Here is a 23281-nt window from a genome sequence, read left to right as displayed (position 1 = left end):
CAGTTTAGGAAGAATAGGTCTTTCTTTCTTTTGTCTCCACCCTCTTTACGAGTAAAGAAAAGTGACATCTCACACGTGTGTAAACGGCCAACCCCGTACAGCCGCGCCAGCAGCTAGAAGCATCAAAACCCCGCCCACAAGAGACACCCCCGCGTCAGCGGGCTAGACAGTGTCCTGTTCCGCTGATTCGCTCACAACGTCTACTGAGCTCGGCAAGGATCGAATCAGCGGAGGCAGCCCAATCGAATGACTTGCATTTCTGCTTGTAGTGAGCGACGAAGTCGTCCCATTGGCATGCTGGCATCTCCGGTTCGTCGATACCACCATCCTGCAAAAATATAGATCCGTTAACAACGGAATGGGACACTAGACCCGCGCGCACGGGTAGTGCCGGACATGCATCATGCGGCGTCAGCCATCTCTTCTAAACGACGGGAACCGGCATGAACCTTATATCGAAGGATGCCGCGACTCGCCCCTCGGCACCCCAACCCACATGGCGATGCCACTAGCTACCAGCAACCCCGCCAACAGATACAACGCATTGTCCATGCTGCCGGTGTGCGTCTTGATCTGCCCGATGACCCACGGGCTGACGATGCCGCTGGTAATGCCGATGCTGCTGATAAAGGCAATGCCGGTAGCCGCGGTATGCGCAGGCAGGTGGCTAGGCGGCAAGGACCAGAAGATCGGCAGCGCGGCAAAGATCAGCACGCACGCGGCGGACAGCAGCGCGAGCATTGCCGCGAAGCTGGGCAGGTGCAGGGTCAGCAGCGCCAGTGCCAGCGCGCCGCCAACCGTGCAGGCTACGAAGTGGCGATGCCGCTCGCCGCGCCGGTCGGAGTGGCGGGCAATCAGGATCAGGCCGACGGCGCCGATCGCATTCGGGATGACGGAGTAGAGGCTGATCGACATCACGTCGGTGATGCCGAAGTCCCGGATCATCAACGGCATCCAGAAGCTCAAGGTCAGCGAGCCGCATGTCAGCGCGAAGTAGATGAACGCAAACAGGTAGATGCGGGGATTGCGCAGCGCCTCGATGAGCGCGCTGAACGAGTGCGCGTGCGTGGCCCGTCCGGCTGGGCCATTGTGCGCGGCAAGCAATGCCTTCTCCTTGTCGGTGAGCCAGTTAGCTTGCTGCGGCCCGTCGACCAGGAAGACGGCGGCGATCAGCCCGAGCACGATGGCTGGTGCGCCTTCGATGGCGAACATCCACTTCCAGCCGTAGAGCCCGAGCACGCCGGCCATGTCGCGCATGATCCAGCCCGACACCAGCCCGCCCAGCACGCCGGCCACGGCAACGCCCGCGAAGAAGATGGCCATCACGGCAGCGCGCCGCCGCGCCGGGAACCAGTAGGTCAGGTACAGCACGATGCCGGGGAAGAAGCCGGCTTCGAACACGCCCAGCAGGAAGCGCAGCGTATAGAAGTGCGTGGGCGTGGACACCCACATCATGCCGACCGATGCCAGGCCCCACAGCAACATGATGCGGGTGAAGGTGCGGCGCGCGCCGAAGCGGGCCAGCAGCATGTTGCTGGGCACCTCGCACAGCACGTAGCCCACATAGAACACGGCGGCACCCAGCCCGTACATCGCATCGCTGAAGCCCAGGTCCTGCTTCATCTGCAACTGGGCAAAACCGATGTTGATCCGGTCCAGGAAGGAGATGACGTAGCAGACGAACAGGAACGGGATGATGCGCAGCCAGATCTTTCGATAGAGCGCGTCTTCGTCGCGGGCAGCAGAAGTCGGGGGCGCGATGGCCCCTGCAGAGGGATAGGTCATGGATTGTCTCCGGGAACGCGGGCCCGGCGGGGCCCTGGATGCCGACGTCTGGCGCGTATTGGCAACGAGTGAAAGAGGGCGCGGGCAGCGCCCGCCGTAATCAGGCTTGTGCGCTGATCTCCTGCGCCGCGCCCTGCCGCGCGAGCTGCATGGCGGCGATGAGCGTGTCGTGGTCGCCGATATGGTTCGCGAGCAACAGGATCAGTTGCGCATTGGCCGCCTGGCTCTGGCCGTCGTCGAGATCGCGGTGCATGTCGATCAGGGCTTCGTAGAAGTCATCGGCGCGCGCCAGGTTGGGGTGGGTGTTGAGTGCCATTGCTGTCTCTCTGATTCGGACTGTCCCAGCGGGATTCATGCAGCCACCGGGGCGGCCGCTTGCGCTGCCGGAGCGCCGGCTTGCGTGCCCTGCTCGTTACCGGTCGCGCGTGACATGGCCCGCTGGACGCCGGCGATGTCGACCTGCCGCCAGCGCGCGCACACATGCTGGTCGGGGCGGATCAGGTAGAGCGTGCCGGGCCGCGCGTCGTAGCGTTGTGCCGCCAGGCCCTCGGTGTCGTGCAGCACCGATATGCCGGGCAATGCGGCGCACGCCCTATCCGCGCTGACCACGACAAGCTTGAGTGGCAGCGTGCCGTGCAGCAGCTTTTGCAATGCGGCCAGGCTCTCGGCGTCGGGCGTGCCGAATACCAGGGCGGTGAATTGCCCGCCAAGCTTCGGCAACAGCCAGCCTTGGCCTTGCTCACCGGAGACCGGCGCATCGACGCAAGCCGTGCCCGGCACCATGGCACCCGCAAAGTCGTCGGTGTCGGCCGTGTTGAGCGGCGAATCGCGCAGTACGGATGGCAATGACAACCGTCCGCTATTGACCAGCTGCCGCGCAAACGCATGCTTCTTCGAGAGTTCCAGCACGGCATCCCGGAACACCTTGCTCACGGCACTCTTCGGCGTGATGAAATCCGTCGAGCGCGTCGAGTTGCGGATGTTCTCGTCGGCGGCATACTCGCGCTCGCTCGCATACGTATCGAGCAGGCTGTCCGGCGCGTGGCCCTGGAGCACGTAGGCCAGCTTCCACGCGAGGTTCTCCGCATCCTGCACGCCGCTGTTGGCGCCACGCGCGCCGAACGGCGAGACGCCATGCGCGGAGTCGCCGGCGAACAACACGTTGCCGTGGCGGAAGCTGTCCATGCGCAGGCAGGAGAAGGTATAGACGCTGACCCATTCCAGCTCGAATTTTGCATCCGGGCCAAGCAGCGCCTGCACGCGCGGAATCACGCGCTCCGGCGTTTTCTCCAGCACGGGATCGGCATCCCAGCCGAGCTGGAAGTCGATGCGCCAGACATTGTCGGGCTGGCGGTGCAGCAACACGGACTGGTTCGGATGGAAGGGCGGGTCGAACCAGAACCAGCGCTCGGTCGGGAATTCCGCTTCCATCTTCACGTCGGCGATCAGGAAGCGATCCTTGAACGTGCGGCCTTTGCTGTCGAGGCCCAGCAGGTTGCGCAGCGGGCTGCGCGAGCCATCGGCCGCCACCACATAGCGCCCGGTGAGCGCATAGGGGCCGTCCGGCGTGTCGACGGTGAGCACCACGGCCGCGTCCGGCGTGCCGGCGTGACACTGTTCGATGCCCGTCACCTTGTGCTTCCAGCGGATCTCCAGGTTGGGCAACTGGCGCGCGCGGTCGAGCAGGAAGCCTTCGACGTAATACTGCTGCAGGTTGATGAAGGCGGGCCGCTGGTGGCCGGCCTCCGGCAGCAGGTCGAAAGTGTAGACCTGCTCGTCGCGCACGAAGACCTTGCCGACGTGCCAGCACACGCCTTTGGCCACCATGGGATCGCCGCAGCCGAGCCGGTCGAAGACATCCAGCGTGCGCTTGGCAAAGCAGATCGCGCGGGATCCGCTCGACAGCGTGCAGTCATCGTCCACCAGCACAACCGGCACGCCGTGCTGGGCCAGGTCGATCGCGGTGGCCAGGCCCACCGGGCCGGCCCCTACGACGATGACGGGATGCGGGTTGCCAGTGTGTTCCTGCCCTTGCTCGCGGCAAGGCTGATACGCAAATGACAGGTTCTGGTAGTCGTTGCTCATGCCTGTGTCTCCATCCACTCGGTACGGCCATTCCATCTATGCGGCGATTGGCCTTCAGTTTTGCAGCGCGGCCCACATTTCCTTGTCGCGCTGCGCGGTCCAGATGCGCGGATGCTGGATGCCGCTGGCTTCATCGAAGGCACGCGACACGTCGAACGGCAGGCAGTGCTCGTAGATGAAGACGTGGCCGAACTTCGGGTCCATCGATTTGCGCGTATGCGCCATCGCGCTCTTCAGGTCCAGGCGGTCCACCACGGCTTCCTTGCCGGCCTGGAACAGCGTGGTGACGAAGTCCTTGGTGTATTCGATGCCCTTCTTGACCTCTTCCGGGTTGGTCAGGGCAGGGCCTCGGCCGGGAACCAGCTTCTCGGCGCCCAGTGCCTGCAGGGCGTCGAGCGTGGCCGGCCACTGCTCGAGCTGCGCGTCGCCGCAGTAGCAGGCGGCGTCGTATTCCACCAGGTCACCGGAGAACAGCACCTTCTGCAAAGGTAGCCAGACCACGGTATCGCCCTTGGTATGGCCCGAGCCCAGGTGCGCGATGCGGACTTCGAGCTTGCCGAGGTACAGCGTGATTTCCTTCTCGAACACCAGCGTCGGCCAGGTCAGGCCCGGCACGGTCTCCACGCCGGCGAACAGGCGCGGGAAGCGTTCGATCTCCGACTTCATGTCGGCCTCGCCGCGCTCCACGATCATTTCGTAGGTGCCGCGGCTGGCAATGATCTGCTGCGCGCCTTCGGCGAAGTAAGCCGATGCGCCCAGCACGCGCACCGCGTGGTAGTGCGAGAGCACCACGTACTTGATGGGCTTGTCGGTGACCGAGCGGATCCTGGCGATCAGGTCCTGCGCCATGGCGGGGGTGGCGGTGGTGTCGACAATCAGCACGCCATCGTCGCCGATGATCACGCCAGAATTGGGGTCGCCCTCGGCGGTGTACGCGTAAGCGTTCTCGGAGAGTTGGGTGAAGGTGACTTTCTTGGCTTCCAGGTCGGCCTGGGATGCGAATGCCTTGCTCATGCTTGCCTCTTCTCTTTTGTCTTGCGTGGGGAAAAGACGAGACAGCAGGCGCCGGAGCGGATCACTGCATAGCGGGGACTGTCTCGCCCCGTATTCACTCTATAGCTGCACCGGTATCGGGGTAAGGTCATCTTAGGAATCCTGCCAAAATTAGTCAATAACAAAGCATGTTGTTTTTGACTAATTCACGGGGTGAGGCGGGTAAGCGACAAATAAAGCACAAATAAGGCACGGAAATCCAAGGGGAAACCCTCGGTCTGGCAAGGTGGATGGCGCCGGGTCGATTACTATCTGGGTTTTCAAGCGGGGGCCGAATGCCACGACCAGCACGATCAGCGCGATCAGAGGCCAACACGGCGGACAACGCGGCGAACAACACGACGGATAGCGGCGGCGAGGAAAAAGCGCAGCGCGGCATACAGAGCGTGGAAGTTGGTGGCCGCTTCCTGCGGGCGCTGGCCGATGTCCGTATGCCGATGACCCTGGCCGACCTCGCCGCCAGCGTGCAGATTGCGCCCGCGCAAGCACACACTTACCTCGTCAGCCTGGTGCGGCTTGGCCTGATCAAGCGCGACCACCTGTCCGGGCGCTACGAGCCGGGCCCGCTGGCGCTGCAGCTCGGCATGCTGTACCTGGACCACGATCCCGCCTACCGGGCGGCAGTGCCGCTGGTGGCCGCGCTGGCCGGGTCGTGCGGGTTCAGCGTGGCGATCTGCGCCGCCGGGCCGCAGGGCCCCACCATCGTTCGCTACGAGCACGCCGGCTCTCCCTTGCATGTGAACCTGCACGTCGGCACGGTGATGTCGCTGTCGGCAACGGCAACCGGCCGCGTGTTCTGCGCGTTCCTTGCGCCCGCGCAATGGCAGGCGATCTGGGAGCAACAGCACGCCGGCGACACGCCCGCCATCGACGCCACCGCCTTCGATGCCACCCTCGCCGCCATCCGCGAGCGCGGCATCGAGCGCAGCATCGACGCACCGAGCCCCGCCGTCAGCAGTCTCAGCGCGCCGGTGCTGGACGCCAGCGGCCGGCTGCGCCTGGCGCTGACGGTGGTGGGATCGACCGGCACCATCGATGTGGACTGGCGGGGCCCCGTGGCTGTCGCACTGCTCGACACCGCCGCTGCCATCCGTGACGCCATCGCCGAGCCTTCCGAATGACACCAGCCCCCATGCCAATCGACGACAGCCAGGGCGAAGCCGCCAAACCGCAGCGCGGCATCCAGTCCCTGGACAACACCGGCCAGTTGCTTGCCGCGCTGGTGGCGGCCGGGCGGCCGCTGCCCTTGCGCGACCTCGCCCGCGCGGCCGGCATGGCACCCGCCAAGGCGTTCCCGCATCTGGTCAGCCTGCAAAAGATCGGCTTGCTGGCGCGGGACGCGGCAGGCAATTTCCTGTCCGGCCCCCTCGGCCTGGAGCTCGGGCTGGTGGCCCTGCAACGGCTTTCGCCAACGCGCGAGGCCGAGCCCGAAGTGATCGAGCTGGCCGGCACGACGAGCCTGAGCGTGGCGATGGCGGTCCTTGGCCCGCTCGGGCCGACGGTGGTGCGGCTGGAGGAGGCGGCGCGGCCGCAGCACGTGAGCTTGCGGGTTGGCACCGTACTGTCGCTGGTCAATACGGCGATCGGCAGGCTATTTGCGGCGCACCTGCCGGCGCACGTGCTGATGGGCCTGCTGGACCAGGATGCGCTGCGGCTGGCGGGCGTGCCCAAGGCGGAAGTCGTCGAACCGGACGGTGGCGCAGGCGAGGCGCTTGCGCCGGCATATGCTGCCCGGCTGGCGCAGATCCGCGCGCGGCGGATCGACAATGCGCTGAGCAAGCCGGTGCCCGGCATCGACACGCTCGCTGCCGCGGTGTTCGACCACACCGGCAGCATCGCGCTTGTCATTGCCCTGATCGGCACGTCGGCCAGCTTCGACAGCAGCACCGATGGCGCGACGGCCAGGACGCTGTTGCAGGCGGCGCGGCGGCTATCGTGGCGCTTTGGCGCGATGGAGCCGATGGAGCCGATGGAGCCGATGGAAGCCGTCGCGGGGAACGGCTAGCCGCCGCTCACTTACCTTTTGCCACGCGCCGGGATGGCTTTGGTGGCGGCGGCGCAGTTGCCTCGTCCTCGCCATCGTAGACCCGTGGATAGTGTTCGAAGGTGCGCTTCACCAGCTCGCGCAGCCAGATGATGGCCGGGTCGTGGTGGAATCGCGGATGCCAATGCTGCTTGATGGCGAATTCCGGCAGTGCCACCGGCGGCTGCATCACGCGCACCGTGCCGTAGCGGGCGAAGACGTTGGCGAGTTCCAGCGGCACCGTGGCGATCAGGTCTGGCTGCTGCTCCATCAGCAACGGCACCACCAGGAAGTGCGGCGTCGACAGGTAGATATTGCGCTTGATGCCATGGTCGTCGAACGCGCTGTCGTAAGCCGCGCTGGCGCGCCCTGACAGGGTGACCACGATCTGCGGCATGCGCTGGAACTGCTCGAGCGTCAGGGCCTCGCCCACTTCATGGTTTCGCACGCTCACGATCGTCACGAACGAATGCATGAAGAGGCGCTGCTGGAACAAGCCTTCCGGTGCGGCGCGGATCGATCCCAGCGCCAGGTCGGCTTCTCCCGTGCCGAGCATGCCTTCGATCTGCTGGAGCGGGACCTGCAGCGTGCGCAGCGTGCAGTGCGGTGCTTCGCGGCGCAGCCTGCTGATGAGCGGCGGCAGGAAGACCAGCTCGCCCATATCGGTCATGCACAGGTTGAACGTGCGCCGCGCCGCCTGCGGATCGAAGCGGGACTGCGACAACACCTGCTGGCGCACCGTGGCCATCACGCCGACTATAGCCTCGGTCAGCTCCTCCGCCTTGTGCGTGGGCATCATGCCCGCCGGCGTCTTGACGAACAACTGGTCGTCGAAGAAGGCTCGCAGCCGGTTCAGCGCGTGGCTCATCGCGCTTTGCGTCAGGCCCAGCTCTTGCGCGGCCTTGGTCACGCTGCGCTCCCGCAGCATCGCATCGAACACCGTCAGGAGGTTGAGGTCCAGCTCGTCTGCATGCATGGCGTACATTCTCGCTATTAGGTGGATGACGTTGACGCATGTTTCCTCCAAATCTATTCTGCAGTCAAGGACCCCGGAGATGGGTCAGCGCATCTGGAGACAAGACATGACACCGCAAGCACGCACACGTTGCCACCCGCATCCCAGCCCGCACGGCGCATTGCCGCCATCCTGATTACCTCCCTTGTCCAGGCCACGGCGCTTTAGCCCGGCCTGCCAGTTTTAACGTCCGCGACACGCAAGGCTCTTACGCAATGCGGGCATGGCAACCTGCGCCCTGAATTTCCACCCCGGGTGCAAAGAGATCGCTCCAAGGAACTTCGCATGTTTATCAAAAACACCTGGTATGTCGCCGGCTGGGACAAGGAAATCCCCGGCGAAGGCATGTTCTCCCGCACCATCATCGGTGTCCCTGTCGTGATGTACCGCAAGGAAGACGGCAGCATCGTGGCGCTGGAGGATCGCTGCTGCCATCGCGGCGCGCCGCTGTCCGTCGGGCGCAGGGAAGGCGATTGCATCCGCTGCATGTATCACGGCCTGAAGTTCGACAGCGCGGGAAAATGCATCGAGGCCCCCGCGCAGGAACGCATTGCGCCGCAGGCCAAGGTGCGCAAGTTCCCGATCGTCGAGCAACACCGCTGGGTGTGGATCTGGATGGGCGACCCCGACCAGGCCGATCCGTCGCTGATCCCGGACACGCAATGGCTGGATCACCCCGAATGGCGCAGCCTGGACGGCTATATCCACTACGACGTGAACTACCTGCTGATCTGCGACAACCTGCTCGATTTCTCGCACCTGCCCTTCGTGCATCCGACCACCCTGGGCGGTAGCGAGGACTATGCGGCCGTCAAGCCCAAGGTGGAGCGGATCGATGGCGGTGTGCGGATCACGCGCTGGGCCATCAATACCGAAGCGCCCGCCTTCGCCAAGGCCGTGAAGGACTACCCCGGTAAAGTCGACCGCTGGAATATCTACAACTTCACGATTCCGGCCATCCTGCTGATGGATTCCGGCATGTCTCCCACCGGCACGGGCGCGCCGGAAGGCGTGCGTGTCGACGCTGCCGAATTCCGCGGCTGCCAGGCGATCACCCCGGAGACCGAGAACTCCACGCACTACTTCTTCGCCCATCCGCACAACTTCGCCATCGACAAGCCGGAAGTCACCGCGTCGATTCATCAAAGCGTGGTCACCGCGTTCGCCGAGGACCGCGAGATCATCTCGGCGCAACAGAGAAGCCTTGAGCTTGAGCCCAGCTTCAAGATGATGCCGTTCTCCATCGACGCTGCGCTCTCCCAATTCCGTTGGGCCGTGAACCAGAAGCTCGAAGAGGAAGCGGCGGCATCCGCCGAGAGGGCGGCGATGTCCGCGCAGAGGTAGCACGGCATGCTCGAACTGATCGTATCCAGGGTGACCGCCGAGGCCGAAGGGGTTCGCGGCATCGAGCTGCGCCGGCCCTGCGGCGGTGCCTTGCCGGCGTTCACCGCGGGTGCGCATATCGATGTGCACCTGCCCGGCAACATCGTCCGGCAATACTCGCTGTGCAACGACCCGGCGCAGACCGACCGCTACTGCCTTGGCGTGGGGCTTGCGCCTTCATCGCGCGGCGGCTCGCAGTATCTGCATGACGCGATCGAGGAGGGCCACTCGCTCAAGGTGAGCGTGCCGCGTTCGCTGTTCGGCATCGACGCGGCGGCCACGGCGCACGTGTTCATCGCCGGCGGCATCGGCATCACGCCGATCCTCAGCATGATCCGCTGGTGCGAGGCCAACGACAGGCCGTGGAAGCTGCTCTACTGCATGCGCTCGCGCCGGCGGGCGGCTTACCTGGATGCCTTGTCGGGATATGGGGAAAGGGTGCAGCTGCATGTCGATGACGAGCGCCATGGCGCGCTGGCGGACCTCTCCTCCTTTCTTGGCGCGCTGCCCGAAGGCAGTCACGTGTATTGCTGTGGGCCGTCGCCACTGATGGATGCGGTGGCCGCCAAGGCAGACGCGGCGGGCGTGCCGCGAGCCGCCACGCATTTCGAGCGGTTCGGCGCGGATCCGCAGCAGGCCGGTGCCAATGCCGATGCGGACCACGCTTTCACGGTGGTCCTGCACCGGCACGGCGGCCGCTTCACCGTGCCCGCCGGCGCCACCATTCTCGAAACGCTTGAACAGAACGGCGTGCCGTTGCCTTTCTCCTGCCGCGAGGGGCTGTGCCGCAGTTGCGAGGTGCCGCTGCTGGCTGGCAAGGCGGACCACCGGGACTACGTGCTGAGCGGCGAAGAGCGCGAGGCGAACACGGCCGTCATGATTTGCGTTTCCCGGGCGCTGACGCCCGAGCTGGAACTGGACATCTGAGCGACGCCGTGGCGCGCCACTGCCCGGCAACAGCATCACAACACGCGCCACGCAGATGGCCGCGATCCTCCAAGGAGACAAGACGATGTTCCATCCCACCCGCTCACTGATGGCAGCGATGCTTGCCATTGCCGCCTTGGCCGCAAGCCCGGCGCATGCCGATATCAACGTTGGCGTGACCCTGTCCCTGACCGGTCCGGCGGCATCGCTGGGCATTCCGGCAAAGAGTGCCATCGACCTCCTGCCCAAGGAGGTGGCAGGGCAGAAGCTGAACTTCATCGTCCTCGATGACACCTCGGATCCGAGCGTCAGCGTGCGCAATTTCCGCCGCCTGGTGGATGAGCACAAGGTGGATGTGGTGATGGGCTCATCGGTCACGCCGTCCACCATTCCACTGGTCGACGTCGCCGCCGAGACCAAGGTGCCGCTGATGAGCCTGGCCGCCAGCGCCAAGATCGTCGAGCCGCAGGACGAGAAACGACGGTGGGCATTCAAGGCGATCCAGAATGAGAACCTGATGATCGGCGCCACGCTTGGCCATATGCAACAGGCCGGCACGAGGACGCTGGCATTCATGGGCTTCTCGGATGCCTATGGCGACGCATGGCTGTCCGCACTCCAGCCGCTGGCGGACAAGGCCGGCATCAAGCTCGTGGCGACGGAGCGATATGTCCGCACGGACACCAGCGTGGTGGCGCAGACACTGAAGATCATCGCCGCGAAGCCGGACGCCGTCCTTGTCGCCGCATCCGGCACACCCGGCGCCCTGCCGCAGAAAACGCTCACCGAACGCGGGTACAAAGGACGCGTCTACCAGACCTACGGCATTGCCAACCGGGATTTCCTGCGCGTTGCCGGAAAGGATGCGGAGGGCGCGATCTTCGCGGTCGGGCCGGTGCTGGTAGCGGACCAGCTGGAGCCGGGCAGCCCGATGCGGCCCGTCGCGCAGGATTTCGTCAAGCGCTACGAGGCCGCGTACGGCCCTAACTCAGCCTCGATCTTCTCGGCCAACGTCTGGGATGCGGGCCTGGTGCTGCGTGCGGCGATTCCCGCCGCCCTTGGCAAGGGCAAGCCGGGCACCGAGGCGTTCCGCATTGCGCTGCGCGACGCGCTGGAGCGCACCAGCGGTGTCGTGACTACCCAAGGCGTGACGACGATGTCCCGGTCCGACCATGTTGGCTACGACAAGCGGGCAGCGGCGCTGGTCCAGATCCAGAATGGCGGATGGAAGTACCTGAAGTAGGTCGGGGCAAGGGCGTGGCTTACAGGTAGCCGGTGTGCTTGCCGGGCGTACTGAAACCCGTCACTCTACGCAGCCGGCCCTGCGCGCGGAAGGAACAATTCGGCGCATGGATATGCATACTTCGTTGCGCATGCTTGGCCGCCCGGTCGCCACGGTTGCTAGTCTGGCGCTTTCAAGTTGTAGTAGTCCACCCGGTACGGCGACTCATCCTGCCAGGCCGTCTTCCAGCTCGCCACCGGCTTGCCCTTCTTGTCGGCATCGAGCAGCTGCAGCAGCAACGCCGGATAGGGCGTCGCTTTCCTGGTGAAGCGCCACGTCCATTTTCCCTCGTATTCATTGTGGCCACGCGTGCCGTCCGGGTTCCAGCCGCCGGCGATCATTTGAGAATAGTTGGCAGGCGCGCAGGCCCGCCAGTAGATCTCCTTGCGATACCTGTCGTCGGATGACCATTCGAGCATGTGCTGGACGGCAAAGGATCCGCCACCGCCCGAATAGAATTCCGACCACCCAGTTTCCAGCCTGAAGAAATGCAGGATTCTTGTGGACTCGGTCGCCGCGGGGACAAACAATTCTTCGAGCGACTTGGGCATCGGGCCGTCCTCGGAGCCAGAGCTCGGCATTCCTTTCAATGCGCAATCCCGGTCGATGGCAAGCGTGCTTTCTGCAAGTATCACCGGCGCCTTGCCGTCGGTGGGCCACTGTCCTGCGGGTAGCTTGACCACCGCCACCAGCATTTGCGTGGTGGCTGCGATCCACGTCAGCCTGGATTCAAACACGTCGCTGCTGGTGCGCGGAAGCTTGCTCGCATCAGCCTGAGCGGCGTAGGGCAGCGTGACCAGGTATTGGTCCTGCGTTTTGAGCGCGAAGACCACCGGCTCGCCCTTGAATTCAACGAAGGACGGAATCTCGGCATTCCACAGCGTCTTGAATACCTCCTGCGACGCAGGCGTCTTGATGGCTACGGGCCCGCTCGATGGCCCACCTGCCGCGAACACGGCGCTGCAACTCAGCACGAGGCACAGCGGCGCCAGATTCCTTCTGCTCATTTCATCCTCTGTTCTTGCGCGAATTCAAAAATAGGTGTGCATGATACGGTCTGGCGCCCCGGTTTTCCTATCGAGTCATGCAGGCCCGCCCAATCGCTGGCAGGTTTTCCGGATTTGCTACTGCGGTTTTATTCTTGGACCGGCATGCCGTCGCCTGCCTAGACTGGTTCCCCTGGCATCCCGCCAACTCAATCATCGCCAGCAAACATTCGAGGTGAACGGCATATGAACCTGCGCGCAATTTTCTCCACGGTCCTGGCCGCCACGACGGCGCTCGCCATCGGCGCCGCCCCGGCGCTGGCCGCCGACAAGCCCATCAAGGTAGGCGTGCGCGGCGGCGTGGACGAAGAGATCTGGGAAGTGGTGACCAAGGTGGCCAAGAAGCAAGGCCTCAACGTGGAGCCGATCGTGATCACCGGCACCGCCAGCCCTAACGAGGCGCTGAACAACGGCGATCTCGACGCCAACGCGTTCCAGCACAAGCCGTTCCTGCGCGACCAGATCAACCAGCGCGGCTACAAGATCGCGGCGGTGGCCGATACGTTGATCTCGCCGATCGCCTTTTACTCGCGCAAGTACAAGTCCCTGGAGTCGCTGCCGCAGGGCGCGCGGCTGGGCATTCCCAACGATCCGAGCAACCAGACCCGAGCGCTGGTGATCCTGCGCGACCATGGGCTGATCAAGCTGCGCGATGGTTTCGACCCGTACACCGGCACGGCCACGCTGGGTGACATCACGGCCAATCCCAAGAAGCTGGACCTGGTGGAAAGCGCCTCGGTCGTGCTGGCGCGTTCGCTGCCTGACGTGGACGCCGCCGCCGTGGTCAACACCTTTGCCTACCAAGCCGGCCTGATCGCCACGCGCGATGGCATTGCGGTGGAGAAGAAGGAGCACAACCCGTACGTGAACGTGATCGCCGTGCGCGAGCGCGACAAGGCTGCGCCGTGGGTGGCGCCGTTGATCAAGGCGTACCACTCGGATGAGGTGCGCAAGTTCATCCTGACCAAGTACCAGGGCTCGGTCATCCCGGCGTTCTGATGTCATTGTTCTCGCCGTTACCGGAGGATCTTCATCGTGTCACAAGCGCTCCCGCTGCAATCAAGCCTGCCGCATATCGTCTTCGAGCATCTCGGCAAGCATTACCCGGGCGCGCCGGTGGCAGCGCTGCAGGCCGTGTCGTTCACGGTGGCGCGCGGAGAAGTCTTCGGCATCATCGGCCGTAGCGGCGCGGGCAAGTCCACGCTGCTGCGGACCATCAACATGCTCGAGCGTCCCAGCGCCGGGCAGGTGCGCGTGGATGGCGCGGATGTGGGCGAACTGGAGGAAGACGGCCTGGTAGCGCTGCGCCGGCGCATCGGCATGATCTTCCAGCATTTCAATTTGCTGTCCGCCAAGACCGTGTTCGAGAACGTGGCTTTGCCCTTGCGCGTGGCCGGCGTGCCGCGCGCGCAGATCGTGCCGCGCGTGATGGCGCTGCTGGAGCTGGTGGGCCTGGCCGACAAGGCGCAGGTCTATCCGGCCACGCTGTCCGGCGGGCAGAAGCAGCGCGTGGGCATTGCGCGCGCGCTGGTGCACCGGCCGGAGATCCTGCTGTGCGACGAGGCTACCTCGGCGCTGGACCCGGAGACCACCGAATCGATCCTGGCCCTGCTACGCGATATCAACCGCAAGCTTGGGCTGACCGTGGTGCTGATCACGCACGACATGGCGGTGATCCGCCAGGCTTGCGACCGCGTGCTGGTGCTCGACCAAGGCCGCGTGGTGGAGCTGGGCACGGTGTGGCAGGTGTTTGCCGAGCCACAGGCCGCCGCCACGCTGGCGCTGTTGCGCCCGCTGCGGCTGGAGTTGCCGGTGCCGGCCGGCGGCGAGTTTTCCAATGCCATTCATGCCGCCAATGCGGCCAATGCGGCCAACGCGTCGTACGCGAGTGCGCGCGCCAATATCGAGAGACAGGCTTATGTTCCCGCCAATGGCTGACAAGTACGTAAAGGCGCTGGGCGAGACCATGCTGATGGTGAGCGCCGCCTGCCTGGTGGTGTTCGTGTGCGGCATGGCGCTGGCCATCGTGCTCACGCTGAGCGCGCCGGGCGGCTTGCGTCCGCGGCCGCGGCTGCACCGCACGCTGTCGGCGCTGGTCAATACCTTTCGCTCGATCCCGTTCATCATCCTGCTGGTGGCGATGCTGCCCGTGACGCGGCTGATCGTCGGCACCACCATGGGCACGTGGGCGGCGGTGGTGCCGCTGAGCGTGCACCTGATTCCCTTCTTTGCGCGGATCGCGCAGGTCAGCCTGAACGAGATCGATCCGGGCCTGGTCGAGGCCGCGCGCGCCATGGGCTGCCGGCGCTGGCACATCGTGCGCCACGTGCTGCTGCCCGAGGCGCTGCCCGGCATCGTCGGCGGCGCCACGGTCAGCGTGATCGCCATGATTGGCTCATCGGCCATGGCCGGCGCGGTGGGCGCCGGCGGCCTGGGCGACCTGGCCATCCGCTACGGCTACGAGCGCTACGAGACCGCGGTGATGTTCAACGTGATCGTGATCCTGGTGGCGCTGGTCACGCTGGTGCAGTTCGGCGGCGAGCGGCTGGCGCGGCGCTTCGACCACAGGCGCTGAGCCGGCTACGGAGCCGCCTGCCGCTGCTGGCGGTTACCGGCGATACGACGGATCGCTGCGATAGAGCTGCCGCAGTAGGGCCGCCCAGTGCTTGCGCGTGACGGGGCCGCCGGCAAGCGATGCGCCATCCCGTAGAATTCTCCCCTGTGCGGTCATGCCCATGCACTGCGCGGCATGCGCATACCCGGCACAACACATAAGACCAATAACCCAGGAGAGCCCCTTGAAGAAGCCCTTTGCCCTCATCGCCGCCGCAACAGCATTGACGACGGCCGCCACCGTTGCCCACGCCGCCTATCCCGACCGTCCCATCAAGCTGATCGTGCCCTTTCCGCCGGGACAGGCCACGGACATCTTTGCGCGCGCGCTGGCCGAGCGGCTGGGCAAGCAGCTAGGTCAGCCGGTGGTGGTGGACAACCGCGCCGGGGCGGGCAGCAACCTCGGCATGGAGATCGCTTCCCACGCCGCGCCCGATGGCTACACGCTGGTGATGGCCGGCAGCGCGATGGCGATCAACCAGACGCTGTACAAGAAGCTCAACTACAACCCGCGCCAGGATTTCCAGCCGATCTCCGGCGTGTTCTCCGTGCCGCTGGTGTTCCTCGCCACGCCGGCTTCCGGCATCGCCTCGCTGCGCGACCTGATCGCCAAGGCCAAGGCCGCGCCCGGCAAGTACAGCTACGCCAGCGCCGGCGTCGGCGGTACCCAGCATCTGTCCGCCGAAATGCTCAAGGCCCAGGCTGGCATCTTCATGGTGCACATCCCCTACAAGGGCAGCGGCCCGGCGCAGTCCGACTTCCTCGGCAACCAGATCCCGCTGATGGTGGATTCGGTGACGGCGGCGCTGCCCCTGATCCAATCGAAGAAGGCCGTGCCGCTGGCGGTCACGGTGGCCAAGCGCACGCCGCAGCTGCCGTCCGTGCCCACGGTGCGCGAGGAAGGCGTTCCCGGCTTCGAGGCCCTGGGCTGGGCCATCCTGATGGCGCCCAAAGGCCTGCCACCCGCGCTCGTGAGCCAGCTCAACGCGGAAACGGTGAAGGCGCTGCAGTCGCCCGAACTGTCGAAATTCATCACCGACCGCGGCTCGGAGCCGATGCCGCTGAGCCCGGAGGACACCGGCAAATTCGTCGACAGCGAGATTCGCAAGTGGGGCGCGGTGGTGAAGCGCTCGGGGGCGCAGGCGGATTGAGCGCGTAGTGTGAAGAAGAAAGCCGGGCCCCATGGCTGGCCCGGCTTTGCTTGGAGTTCTTCACCGACATCGGGACTCAGGATCCCGCGATTCTGAGCACTTTGGAAAATCCCTCTTCAATGCAAGGCGGCTCGAACAAGTTTCCTACACTCTCGATGCTTTCGTCCGGTACGCGTTTGTCCGCTGGCCTGTCGGCGTTGCGCATCTTCGCGACGGCTAGCGGAGTGTCAATCCATATCGCCAGTGCTTGGGCACTCCGTCGATGGGCGATCTCGATGATCGGGCTCCGATGCCGCGCGCCCGGCAACGCCGCATCGAAGCAAATGCAAGGCGCGTAGTCGCTCGCGTGACGTGCGATCCAATGAGATTTGCCTGCGCCCTGCAGTCCGCAGACGATGAGCACTCGCGGCTGAAGGTCACGCATTTCAATCAGCGCCTGTTCGAGTGCAGCAAAGCTGCTCGACCACGCAAACTTGCTGCGTTCCGGCGTCCATACCCGTCCTGCCGGCGTTTCCAAATAGGCATCGGGGTTGATGATGCGAATCCTGTCCATCAGGCGCAGCGCTGAGTTCTGGAGCCCGCACTATACCGCGGCCTTCAGCTCGTGTGCGCACAGTGATTCACCACCTCAGCCGGCTGAAGGAGGGGTGGATAGACTGGCAACCGACCCTTCGGCATTCGCGGCGGCGCGCAATGGAATAAATCCTGGCCGCGAAGCGTTTACTCAACCGGACCACAGTTCTTCTGCCGTGGAGGCATCGTGCGCGATTCGCCACTCTGGTTTCGGGCCACCCGCGGGCACGCAATCGCCGAACTTGTGCTCGCCACATTCGCATCGCTGGCGGGCGCCGTCGGCCAGACCCAGCCAACCGAGGCCGACGGGCGGCCCCCCGATCGGTACATGCTAGCGCCGCAACGCTCGAGCGTCACGTTCGACGTCGACGCCTTCTCGCACTCACAGATCAAGATGCGCTTTCACCGCATGAATGCGCAGCTCGAAGGGACGCGGGCCGGTCTTGACTCGGGCCGCGTCATCGTGACGATCGATGCCGCAAGCGTTGAGGCGCGCCCGCGCTTCCTGTCTCCGATCATCCGGGGCGGCGGCATGCTCGATGTGGCCCGCTATCCGGAGATCCGCTTTGTGAGTACTCGCTTTGTCCGGACCGCAGAGGGCAGCGGGTGGCTTCTCGGCGACCTCACGATCCATGGCATCACGCGTCCGGTCCGCCTTCTCGTAACACCAGGCGGCGCCATCGGAGAGCCGCGGCGCGACGGCACGCTTGCCTTCTCCGCGGCCGGAGAAGTCAGCCGCCGGGAGTTCGGCCTGGCAGCATGGTTCCCCACTATTGGCGACGCCGTGCACATGAACATCCAGGTGGAGTTCGTGCTTGGGCCTTGAAGCGCTTGGCAATACCAGGGGGTGCGTTCACTGATGCGACACAGGAGAACATCATGTCGGCTAGAACCCTTGCGGCGTTGCTTGCCGCATGCCTTCTTGCGGCTTGTGGCGGAGGCGGGGACGAGCCCGGCACCACGGCCGGATCGGGGGCGGGCATGACGGGCGGCGCATCGTCAGGAAGCGCGCCCGGATTCCAGCCGGCGCCAGGTACCGGCGGCATCGGTGGTGGCGCCGGCGGGGCTGGCGGCGTAGGGTCAGGGCCCGGAATGTAGCGGGTGGACTATGCTTGGATCGAAGACCAGCCGAAAGAAACTGCACCTTTCGGCAGTGGAGAATGGTCATGCAATATCGTTTCGCCAAGTGGCTGGCCGGCACCGCGGTTGCGCTGTCAGCCTGTGCGTCCCTGCAACCCGTCCAGACTGCGCAGAAAATGATAGGCAGCCCGGCAAGCTCCGTGCGCGAGACCTTTGGCGCGCCCACGGAGACCTATGAGCTCGCCGGCGGCACCAGCCGGTGGATCTATTCGCACCAGCCCTTGGGATATGAGGTCTACGCCGCAGATTTTGGCGCGAACGGAGAGCTCGTCAACTTCCGCCAGATGTTGACGGAGAAAGAGATCTACGAGGCAAAGCCGGGGGTCTGGACCAAGCGCGACGTGGCCGAGCGCTTCGGCCTGCCGCGCGAGCCTGTCCAGTACTACCCGCTCATGAAGCGCGAGGCATGGTCGTACCGGCTCTATGCGAGTGGCTATCAGCCGGCCCACTTCAGTGTCTACTTTGACGACCAGGGCGTACTGGATCGCACGATGATCATCGTTGATTCGCTTGGAGGCGGCCGGCGGCACAAGTGACGCCCATTTCGCACTGCCGCTTTGCGATGACCGGCTGGATAACGCTACGAAACGCAAACACCGCGAGTATTGCTGGACAAGGGGCGTGCAATCGAAATCGGCTCTGCGATCCCGTTGCAGCAGCCGTCGTTGGCCGCCTCTCTCACCGCACTCGTCAGAGAGCAAGGTGCACGGCGGGCAGGAACTGGCCACGCTGTTGCGCGTTCTGGAACAGGATGGCGATGCCCTCGCCGTCGTCCACGACGATATCCGGTGCCTTGTCGCCATTGAGGTCGCCCACGGCCATCGTGTGGGCGCCTTGGAAATTCCCGATCCTGACTGGATTGCCGAAGGCCCCGCGTATTTGGCCCTGGAAGTAGATTTGCACGCTCCCATTGAACGGCGGGGCACCACTCGCATTCGCCGTGACGATATCCAGCTTGCCGTCGCCGTCGATGTCGCTAATGGCAATGGCCATCGGCGCACGGGCGGACGGGTAGCTGACCGCGTTCAAGAATCGCCCGGGCGATGCGGTGTCCTGAAGCAGGACGGACATACTGGGGCTCGACCCGTTGCCGGCGCCTTGGTTTGCCACGGCCAGATCCGGCTTGCCGTCGCCGTTCAGGTCACCAATCGCGATGGCCGTCGGTTGGAGTCCAACCACGTACTCCGTCGCCGGCAGGAAGGTTCCAGGGGTGACGGCATCCTGCATAAAGACCAGCACCTTACCAGGACCGTTGTCCACGGAAGCCGTTACCGCGATGTCCAGACGGCCATCGCCGTTCAGGTCGGCGAGGGCAACTGCCCCGGAACCTGTGGCAGTCATGATCGACTGGGACAACACGAACGTGCCAGGCTGCATCGCACTCTGCGTGAAAACAAGGACCGTCGGACCGGCAGATGCCGGGCTCGCCGTCACGACGATATCGGGTCTGCCGTCACCGTTGACATCGCCGACGGCCACGTCGTTGATGACGTGCGTTCCGATTGGCACTAGCTGCGGGCTGAGGAACGAGCCGAGGCGGCTCGGGTCATGCCTGAGAATGACGAAGTTATTGGGAAGCAGCGTGCCGGCCTTGGTGTTCTGACTTCCCAGGACGATGTCTTTCCCGCCATTGCCGGAGAGGGCCCCGAGCGCCAGTCCTGAGGGATCGAATTCCGCACCGAAGCGCACGCTAGCTGTGAAAGTACCAGGCGACAGTGGCTTCTGCGTCAGAACGACGACAAATCCCGGGTGTGGGGGCGCAGAGTGAACGGTGGCGGCTGACACCACAAGATCGAGCTCGCCATCCTGGTTGACATCGCTGATGACCACGTTGGCGGGCGAGACAAAAGCCGGGATGACGTCACCGCCGCCGTCCCCTCCACCTCCGCAGCCCTGGATGGCCAAGGTCAGGGCGACCATTGCCAGCGGCCTTGCGATCCCCGCCGCGTGATGGCGTGAAGCCATGCACGCGCGGGGGAACAGATTGTCGATCATCGCGTACTTCTTGTTCTTCAGCTTCCACTCGCGGCCCCCGGCCCGCCATGAAGGCGATGGCCACTCCGCCAAGGCGCATTCGATGGATTCAGTATAGAAAAAATGCGGTGCGCCGCGCTGTTCGCCACCGCGCGGTCCTGAACGCCGTCGCCAAGGGCGACGTAGAACTCACCGTGATCACGGTCCCGAACATCGTCGGCATACCGGGCATCGAGTTCGCTGGGCTTCTTCCGCCGGAGCTACCGGAGCGCTGAAAGCTCAATGGCGCCAGGCCCCTTCCGCCTGCCTGACATCCAGTTCCGCGTCTTGGAGCTTCTGTTTCAGCCCGGCGCTATCCAGCGCAATGCAATATGCCGGCATGGCGCGCTCGAAGCGCCAACCTTCCGACAGCTTGCCCGCGTCGACCGTATCAAAACCGAACTGGTCGACGAGGCCGGCGACCACCTGCTTGGCTTCGGTGTCGTCCCCGGCGATGGGCAATGCCCGGCGGCCGATGGTGCCGGCCGGCTGGCCGGTGGTGTCGATGTCCTTCGCCAGGATGGCGTTGAATGCCTTCACCACTTTCGCGCCTGGCAGGAAATCCGCCAGCAGTTCGCTGGTGGTCGTCGCGCCGTTGTCCAGCGCCGCGATCTGGCCGTCGCGCTGCGGGTAGTAGTTGCCGGTGTCGATCACGATCTTGCCCTTGAGCGCTTGCGCCGGGATCGACCGGTAGCTGGCAAGCGGCACGGCGACGACAATCACATTGCCGAACGCGGCTGCCTGCTCGGCGGTGCCGGCGGCGCAGCGGATCGCCGCCACCGTGCTCAACAGCGTTTGTGGGCCGCGGGAGTTACTGATCATGACCTGGTGGCCATGTTGCGTGCCGAGGATGGCGAGCGCGCGGCCGATATAGCCCGCCCCGAGGATGCCGATTTTCATTGCCTTATCTCCATCTGAGTCTTTCAAGCGTGCCGCCGAGCGATTGACTGCGGTTGGAAAGACTATGATTGGAAACTCAAACGAGATAAATGGGCGGATTCGCCCGGCTGTGGAAACTGGGAGTTGCGAATGATGGATCGGTTGACGAGCATGGCCGTCTTTGTGAAGACGGCGGACACTGGCTCGTTCGCGGCGGCGGCGCTGGCTTTCGGCATTTCCTCGCAGATGGCCGGCAAGCATGTGAACTACCTGGAAGAGCGGGTGGGCGCCAGTCTGCTCAACCGCACCACCCGGCGGCAAAGCCTGACCGAAATCGGGAAGATCTTCTACGAGCGTTGCAAAACCCTGCTGGCCGATGCCGAGGCGGCGGAGTCGGTGGCGCAGGAGCTATCCGCCTCGCCGCGCGGCAAGCTGCGCATCACCGCGCCGGTGACCTTCGGCGCGTTCAGCCTGGTGCCGGTGGTGACCCGATACCTGCGCACGCATCCCGATGTGCAGGTCGATCTCACGCTGACCGACCGCTTTGTCGACCTGATCGACGAAGGGTTTGAGGCAGCGATCCGCCTGGGATCGTTGCCGGATTCTTCGCTGATTGCGCGCCCGCTGATGCCTTACCGCTTGCTGCCCTGCGCCTCTCCCGCGTATCTGGCGGAGCACGGCGCGCCACAGACGCCGCAAGCACTCTCGGGGCACGAATGCCTGGGCTTTGCCTATTCATCGCAGCCGCCGGCAAGCGAGTGGCACTTTGCCGGCAAGGACGGCAAGCCATTGACCGTGCCGGTGCGCAGCCGCTTCCAGGCCAACGACATCAAGGCGCTGATCGCTGCCGCGCTGGATGGTTTCGGCATCATCCTCGGGCCGGAGGTGGCGGTGAAGGGTGCGCTGGCGTCCGGTCAGCTGGTGCGCATCCTGGCCGAGTACGAGGCGCCGTCCCGGCCGATGCATGTGGTGTTCGCGGCCAGCCGCGTGACACCGAAGCTGCGCAGCTTTATCGACCACGTGGTGGCGGAGTTCGGGCCGCCGGCGGCTTGACCTTGCGTTGAGCTCACCGCGCTATAGCGCACGCACGGGAAGACACAACTCGCAAGTCAGTGAGCCCGTTCGCGCATCCTGCTCAACCAGTTCGCTGGCCGCGTGTGCTCACGCAAGCCAGCGCGGGCCGGCAACCGTGCTCAGGCGAGCGCCGGGTAGTCGATATAGCCTTCGGCGCCCGAATGGTAGTAAGTCTCGGGCTGCGGCGCGTTCAGCGGCGCGTCGATCTGCAGGCGGCGCGGCAGGTCGGGGTTGGCGATGAACAGCTGGCCAAAGGCCACCGCATCGGCTTCACCGGCTTGCAGCACGTGCTCGGCCGTTTCCTTGGTCATCTTCTCGTTGGCGATATAGGTGCCACCAAACGCCTTCTTCAGCGCAGGGCCGAGGCGGGGCTCGCCCAGCGCTTCGCGCGAGCAGATGAAGGCAATGCCGCGCTTGCCGAGTTCGCGCGCCACGTAGCCGAAGGTGGCCGGCAGGTCCGAGTCGCCCATGTCGTGCGCATCGGCGCGCGGTGCCAGGTGCACGCCCACGCGCGCTGCGCCCCACACGTCGATGCAGGCGTCGGTCACTTCCAGCAGCAGGCGCGCGCGGTTTTCCAGCGAGCCGCCGTAGGCGTCGGTGCGCTTGTTGGTGCTGTCCTGCAGGAACTGGTCGAGCAGGTAGCCGTTGGCGCCGTGCACTTCCACGCCGTCGAAGCCGGCGGCCTTGGCGTTCTCGGCGCCGTGGCGGTAGGCGGCGACGATGCCGGGGATCTCATCGGTTTCCAACGCGCGCGGGGTGACAAACGCGCGCTTGGGGCGCACCAGGCTGACATGGCCCGCGGCGGCGATGGCGCTGGGCGCCACTGGCAGCTCGCCGTCGAGGAAGACCGGATCGGAAACACGGCCCACGTGCCACAGTTGCAGGAAGATGCGGCCGCCGGCGGCGTGCACGGCATCGGTGACGACCTTCCAGCCGGCCACTTGCTCGTCGGACCAGATGCCCGGGGTGTCGGCATAGCCCACGCCTTGCGGGGTGACGGAGGTGGCTTCGCTGAGGATGAGGCCTGCGGAGGCGCGTTGCACGTAGTACTCGGCCATCAGGGCGTTGGGCACGCGGCCGCCGCCCACTGCGCGCGAGCGCGTCAGGGGCGCCATGATGACGCGGTTGGGGAGGTCGAGGTCGCCGATGCGGATGGGGTCGAATAGAGAGGTCATGTCAGTTTGTCTGGGTGTCGAGGAGGGTGGCGCACCGTGGGTGCATAAGTAGGCGCTCGCGCGC

The 23281-nt window shown here is 65.1% G+C and carries 22 protein-coding genes and 1 pseudogene; 12 read left to right on the top strand and 11 right to left on the bottom strand.

The window, feature by feature from the left end; all coding sequences use genetic code 11:
- Window positions 1-154 precede the first annotated feature (154 nt).
- The 5 genes and pseudogenes from ACGLHR_RS30095 to ACGLHR_RS30075 all read right to left on the bottom strand — a co-directional run.
- Window positions 155-286, bottom strand: a pseudogene (locus ACGLHR_RS30095) (IS630 family transposase); the annotation flags it as partial.
- A 164-nt stretch (window positions 287-450) separates the two neighbouring features.
- The gene (locus ACGLHR_RS30090) at window positions 451-1785 is read right to left on the bottom strand and encodes an MFS transporter (protein ID WP_318232043.1); all 1335 of its coding nucleotides are present in this window, start codon (window positions 1783-1785) and stop codon (window positions 451-453) included.
- A 100-nt stretch (window positions 1786-1885) separates the two neighbouring features.
- Window positions 1886-2101 (bottom strand): DUF2783 domain-containing protein, encoded by a 216-nt coding sequence (locus ACGLHR_RS30085; protein WP_400098189.1) that lies wholly within the window; start codon window positions 2099-2101, stop codon window positions 1886-1888.
- A 35-nt stretch (window positions 2102-2136) separates the two neighbouring features.
- A complete protein-coding gene (locus tag ACGLHR_RS30080) occupies window positions 2137-3870 on the bottom strand; it encodes an FAD-dependent oxidoreductase (RefSeq protein WP_400098187.1) in 1734 nt (577 codons plus the stop codon).
- Window positions 3871-3924: 54 nt separating this feature from the next.
- Window positions 3925-4884, bottom strand: a complete 960-nt coding sequence (locus ACGLHR_RS30075; RefSeq protein ID WP_400098185.1) for an MBL fold metallo-hydrolase — start codon at window positions 4882-4884, stop codon at window positions 3925-3927.
- Between the two features lie 314 nt (window positions 4885-5198).
- Between ACGLHR_RS30075 and ACGLHR_RS30070 the strand changes: the two genes are divergently transcribed.
- Window positions 5199-6044: an IclR family transcriptional regulator gene (locus ACGLHR_RS30070; RefSeq protein WP_400098183.1), complete on the top strand. Its 846-nt coding sequence runs from the start codon at window positions 5199-5201 to the stop codon at window positions 6042-6044.
- A gap of 11 nt (window positions 6045-6055) precedes the next feature.
- Complete coding sequence (locus ACGLHR_RS30065; protein WP_400098181.1) at window positions 6056-6928, top strand: IclR family transcriptional regulator; 873 nt, start codon at window positions 6056-6058, stop codon at window positions 6926-6928.
- A gap of 7 nt (window positions 6929-6935) precedes the next feature.
- Here ACGLHR_RS30065 and ACGLHR_RS30060 read toward each other — a convergent pair whose 3' ends face one another.
- The gene (locus tag ACGLHR_RS30060) at window positions 6936-7922 is read right to left on the bottom strand and encodes a LysR family transcriptional regulator (RefSeq protein ID WP_400098179.1); all 987 of its coding nucleotides are present in this window, start codon (window positions 7920-7922) and stop codon (window positions 6936-6938) included.
- 324 nt (window positions 7923-8246) lie between these two features.
- On the opposite strand from ACGLHR_RS30060, the gene ACGLHR_RS30055 reads away from it, so the two are divergent.
- The 3 genes from ACGLHR_RS30055 (at window position 8247) to ACGLHR_RS30045 (ending at window position 11514) form a co-directional block, all read left to right on the top strand.
- On the top strand, window positions 8247-9305 hold the full coding sequence (locus ACGLHR_RS30055) for a Rieske 2Fe-2S domain-containing protein (protein WP_400098177.1): 1059 nt from the start codon (window positions 8247-8249) through the stop codon (window positions 9303-9305).
- Window positions 9306-9311: 6 nt separating this feature from the next.
- Window positions 9312-10271, top strand: a complete 960-nt coding sequence (locus ACGLHR_RS30050) for a PDR/VanB family oxidoreductase (RefSeq protein WP_400098175.1) — start codon at window positions 9312-9314, stop codon at window positions 10269-10271.
- 85 nt (window positions 10272-10356) lie between these two features.
- Complete coding sequence (locus tag ACGLHR_RS30045) at window positions 10357-11514, top strand: ABC transporter substrate-binding protein (RefSeq protein ID WP_400098173.1); 1158 nt, start codon at window positions 10357-10359, stop codon at window positions 11512-11514.
- Between the two features lie 158 nt (window positions 11515-11672).
- Here ACGLHR_RS30045 and ACGLHR_RS30040 read toward each other — a convergent pair whose 3' ends face one another.
- On the bottom strand, window positions 11673-12560 hold the full coding sequence (locus ACGLHR_RS30040) for a hypothetical protein (RefSeq protein ID WP_400098171.1): 888 nt from the start codon (window positions 12558-12560) through the stop codon (window positions 11673-11675).
- A 225-nt stretch (window positions 12561-12785) separates the two neighbouring features.
- On the opposite strand from ACGLHR_RS30040, the gene ACGLHR_RS30035 reads away from it, so the two are divergent.
- From ACGLHR_RS30035 to ACGLHR_RS30020, 4 genes are all read left to right on the top strand, one after another.
- Window positions 12786-13598 (top strand): MetQ/NlpA family lipoprotein, encoded by an 813-nt coding sequence (locus ACGLHR_RS30035; RefSeq protein WP_318232053.1) that lies wholly within the window; start codon window positions 12786-12788, stop codon window positions 13596-13598.
- Between the two features lie 36 nt (window positions 13599-13634).
- A complete protein-coding gene (locus ACGLHR_RS30030) occupies window positions 13635-14537 on the top strand; it encodes a methionine ABC transporter ATP-binding protein (RefSeq protein WP_400098169.1) in 903 nt (300 codons plus the stop codon).
- Window positions 14518-15174 (top strand): methionine ABC transporter permease, encoded by a 657-nt coding sequence (locus ACGLHR_RS30025; protein ID WP_400098167.1) that lies wholly within the window; start codon window positions 14518-14520, stop codon window positions 15172-15174. Before ACGLHR_RS30030 ends, ACGLHR_RS30025 begins: the two co-directional genes overlap by 20 nt.
- A gap of 223 nt (window positions 15175-15397) precedes the next feature.
- On the top strand, window positions 15398-16363 hold the full coding sequence (locus tag ACGLHR_RS30020; RefSeq protein WP_400098165.1) for a tripartite tricarboxylate transporter substrate binding protein: 966 nt from the start codon (window positions 15398-15400) through the stop codon (window positions 16361-16363).
- Window positions 16364-16439: 76 nt separating this feature from the next.
- Here ACGLHR_RS30020 and ACGLHR_RS30015 read toward each other — a convergent pair whose 3' ends face one another.
- Window positions 16440-16916 (bottom strand): kinase, encoded by a 477-nt coding sequence (locus ACGLHR_RS30015; RefSeq protein WP_400098163.1) that lies wholly within the window; start codon window positions 16914-16916, stop codon window positions 16440-16442.
- Between the two features lie 207 nt (window positions 16917-17123).
- On the opposite strand from ACGLHR_RS30015, the gene ACGLHR_RS30010 reads away from it, so the two are divergent.
- Together ACGLHR_RS30010 and ACGLHR_RS30005 are read left to right on the top strand one after the other, a co-directional pair.
- Window positions 17124-17762 (top strand): YceI family protein, encoded by a 639-nt coding sequence (locus ACGLHR_RS30010; RefSeq protein ID WP_400098161.1) that lies wholly within the window; start codon window positions 17124-17126, stop codon window positions 17760-17762.
- A gap of 340 nt (window positions 17763-18102) precedes the next feature.
- Complete coding sequence (locus ACGLHR_RS30005) at window positions 18103-18612, top strand: hypothetical protein (RefSeq protein ID WP_400098159.1); 510 nt, start codon at window positions 18103-18105, stop codon at window positions 18610-18612.
- A gap of 154 nt (window positions 18613-18766) precedes the next feature.
- On the opposite strand, the gene ACGLHR_RS30000 is transcribed toward ACGLHR_RS30005, so the two are convergent.
- Window positions 18767-20071: an FG-GAP repeat domain-containing protein gene (locus tag ACGLHR_RS30000; protein WP_400098157.1), complete on the bottom strand. Its 1305-nt coding sequence runs from the start codon at window positions 20069-20071 to the stop codon at window positions 18767-18769.
- Window positions 20072-20329: 258 nt separating this feature from the next.
- Window positions 20330-20989, bottom strand: coding sequence for an NADPH-dependent F420 reductase (locus ACGLHR_RS29995; RefSeq protein WP_400098156.1), 660 nt, complete (start codon window positions 20987-20989; stop codon window positions 20330-20332).
- A gap of 132 nt (window positions 20990-21121) precedes the next feature.
- Here ACGLHR_RS29995 and ACGLHR_RS29990 point away from each other — a divergent pair, with 132 nt between their 5' ends.
- Window positions 21122-22021 (top strand): LysR family transcriptional regulator, encoded by a 900-nt coding sequence (locus ACGLHR_RS29990; protein ID WP_400098191.1) that lies wholly within the window; start codon window positions 21122-21124, stop codon window positions 22019-22021.
- Between the two features lie 140 nt (window positions 22022-22161).
- On the opposite strand, the gene ACGLHR_RS29985 is transcribed toward ACGLHR_RS29990, so the two are convergent.
- Window positions 22162-23217, bottom strand: coding sequence for an alkene reductase (locus ACGLHR_RS29985; protein ID WP_318232061.1), 1056 nt, complete (start codon window positions 23215-23217; stop codon window positions 22162-22164).
- Between the last annotated feature and the right edge of the window lie 64 nt (window positions 23218-23281).

The organism is Cupriavidus sp. CuC1, from assembly GCF_044627735.1.
In the GTDB taxonomy this organism is placed as follows: Bacteria; Pseudomonadota; Gammaproteobacteria; order Burkholderiales; family Burkholderiaceae; genus Cupriavidus; species Cupriavidus ulmosensis.
This window is presented reverse-complemented; position numbering and strand designations above follow the sequence as displayed.

What these genes read in the sequence shown, in the direction of transcription:
- ACGLHR_RS30080 (WP_400098187.1), bottom strand. Translation starts at nt 3,870, where the DNA reads ATGAGCAACGACTACCAGAACCTGTCATTTGCGTATCAGCCTTGCCGC.
- ACGLHR_RS30070 (WP_400098183.1), top strand. Translation starts at nt 5,199, where the DNA reads ATGCCACGACCAGCACGATCAGCGCGATCAGAGGCCAACACGGCGGAC.
- ACGLHR_RS30045 (WP_400098173.1), top strand. Translation starts at nt 10,357, where the DNA reads ATGTTCCATCCCACCCGCTCACTGATGGCAGCGATGCTTGCCATTGCC.
- ACGLHR_RS30040 (WP_400098171.1), bottom strand. Translation starts at nt 12,560, where the DNA reads ATGAGCAGAAGGAATCTGGCGCCGCTGTGCCTCGTGCTGAGTTGCAGC.
- ACGLHR_RS29995 (WP_400098156.1), bottom strand. Translation starts at nt 20,989, where the DNA reads ATGAAAATCGGCATCCTCGGGGCGGGCTATATCGGCCGCGCGCTCGCC.
- ACGLHR_RS30090 (WP_318232043.1), bottom strand. Translation starts at nt 1,785, where the DNA reads ATGACCTATCCCTCTGCAGGGGCCATCGCGCCCCCGACTTCTGCTGCC.
- ACGLHR_RS30035 (WP_318232053.1), top strand. Translation starts at nt 12,786, where the DNA reads ATGAACCTGCGCGCAATTTTCTCCACGGTCCTGGCCGCCACGACGGCG.
- ACGLHR_RS30060 (WP_400098179.1), bottom strand. Translation starts at nt 7,922, where the DNA reads ATGCATGCAGACGAGCTGGACCTCAACCTCCTGACGGTGTTCGATGCG.
- ACGLHR_RS29985 (WP_318232061.1), bottom strand. Translation starts at nt 23,217, where the DNA reads ATGACCTCTCTATTCGACCCCATCCGCATCGGCGACCTCGACCTCCCC.
- ACGLHR_RS29990 (WP_400098191.1), top strand. Translation starts at nt 21,122, where the DNA reads ATGGATCGGTTGACGAGCATGGCCGTCTTTGTGAAGACGGCGGACACT.
- ACGLHR_RS30050 (WP_400098175.1), top strand. Translation starts at nt 9,312, where the DNA reads ATGCTCGAACTGATCGTATCCAGGGTGACCGCCGAGGCCGAAGGGGTT.
- ACGLHR_RS30075 (WP_400098185.1), bottom strand. Translation starts at nt 4,884, where the DNA reads ATGAGCAAGGCATTCGCATCCCAGGCCGACCTGGAAGCCAAGAAAGTC.
- ACGLHR_RS30005 (WP_400098159.1), top strand. Translation starts at nt 18,103, where the DNA reads ATGCAATATCGTTTCGCCAAGTGGCTGGCCGGCACCGCGGTTGCGCTG.
- ACGLHR_RS30065 (WP_400098181.1), top strand. Translation starts at nt 6,056, where the DNA reads ATGCCAATCGACGACAGCCAGGGCGAAGCCGCCAAACCGCAGCGCGGC.
- ACGLHR_RS30055 (WP_400098177.1), top strand. Translation starts at nt 8,247, where the DNA reads ATGTTTATCAAAAACACCTGGTATGTCGCCGGCTGGGACAAGGAAATC.
- ACGLHR_RS30015 (WP_400098163.1), bottom strand. Translation starts at nt 16,916, where the DNA reads ATGGACAGGATTCGCATCATCAACCCCGATGCCTATTTGGAAACGCCG.
- ACGLHR_RS30000 (WP_400098157.1), bottom strand. Translation starts at nt 20,071, where the DNA reads ATGATCGACAATCTGTTCCCCCGCGCGTGCATGGCTTCACGCCATCAC.
- ACGLHR_RS30025 (WP_400098167.1), top strand. Translation starts at nt 14,518, where the DNA reads ATGTTCCCGCCAATGGCTGACAAGTACGTAAAGGCGCTGGGCGAGACC.
- ACGLHR_RS30085 (WP_400098189.1), bottom strand. Translation starts at nt 2,101, where the DNA reads ATGGCACTCAACACCCACCCCAACCTGGCGCGCGCCGATGACTTCTAC.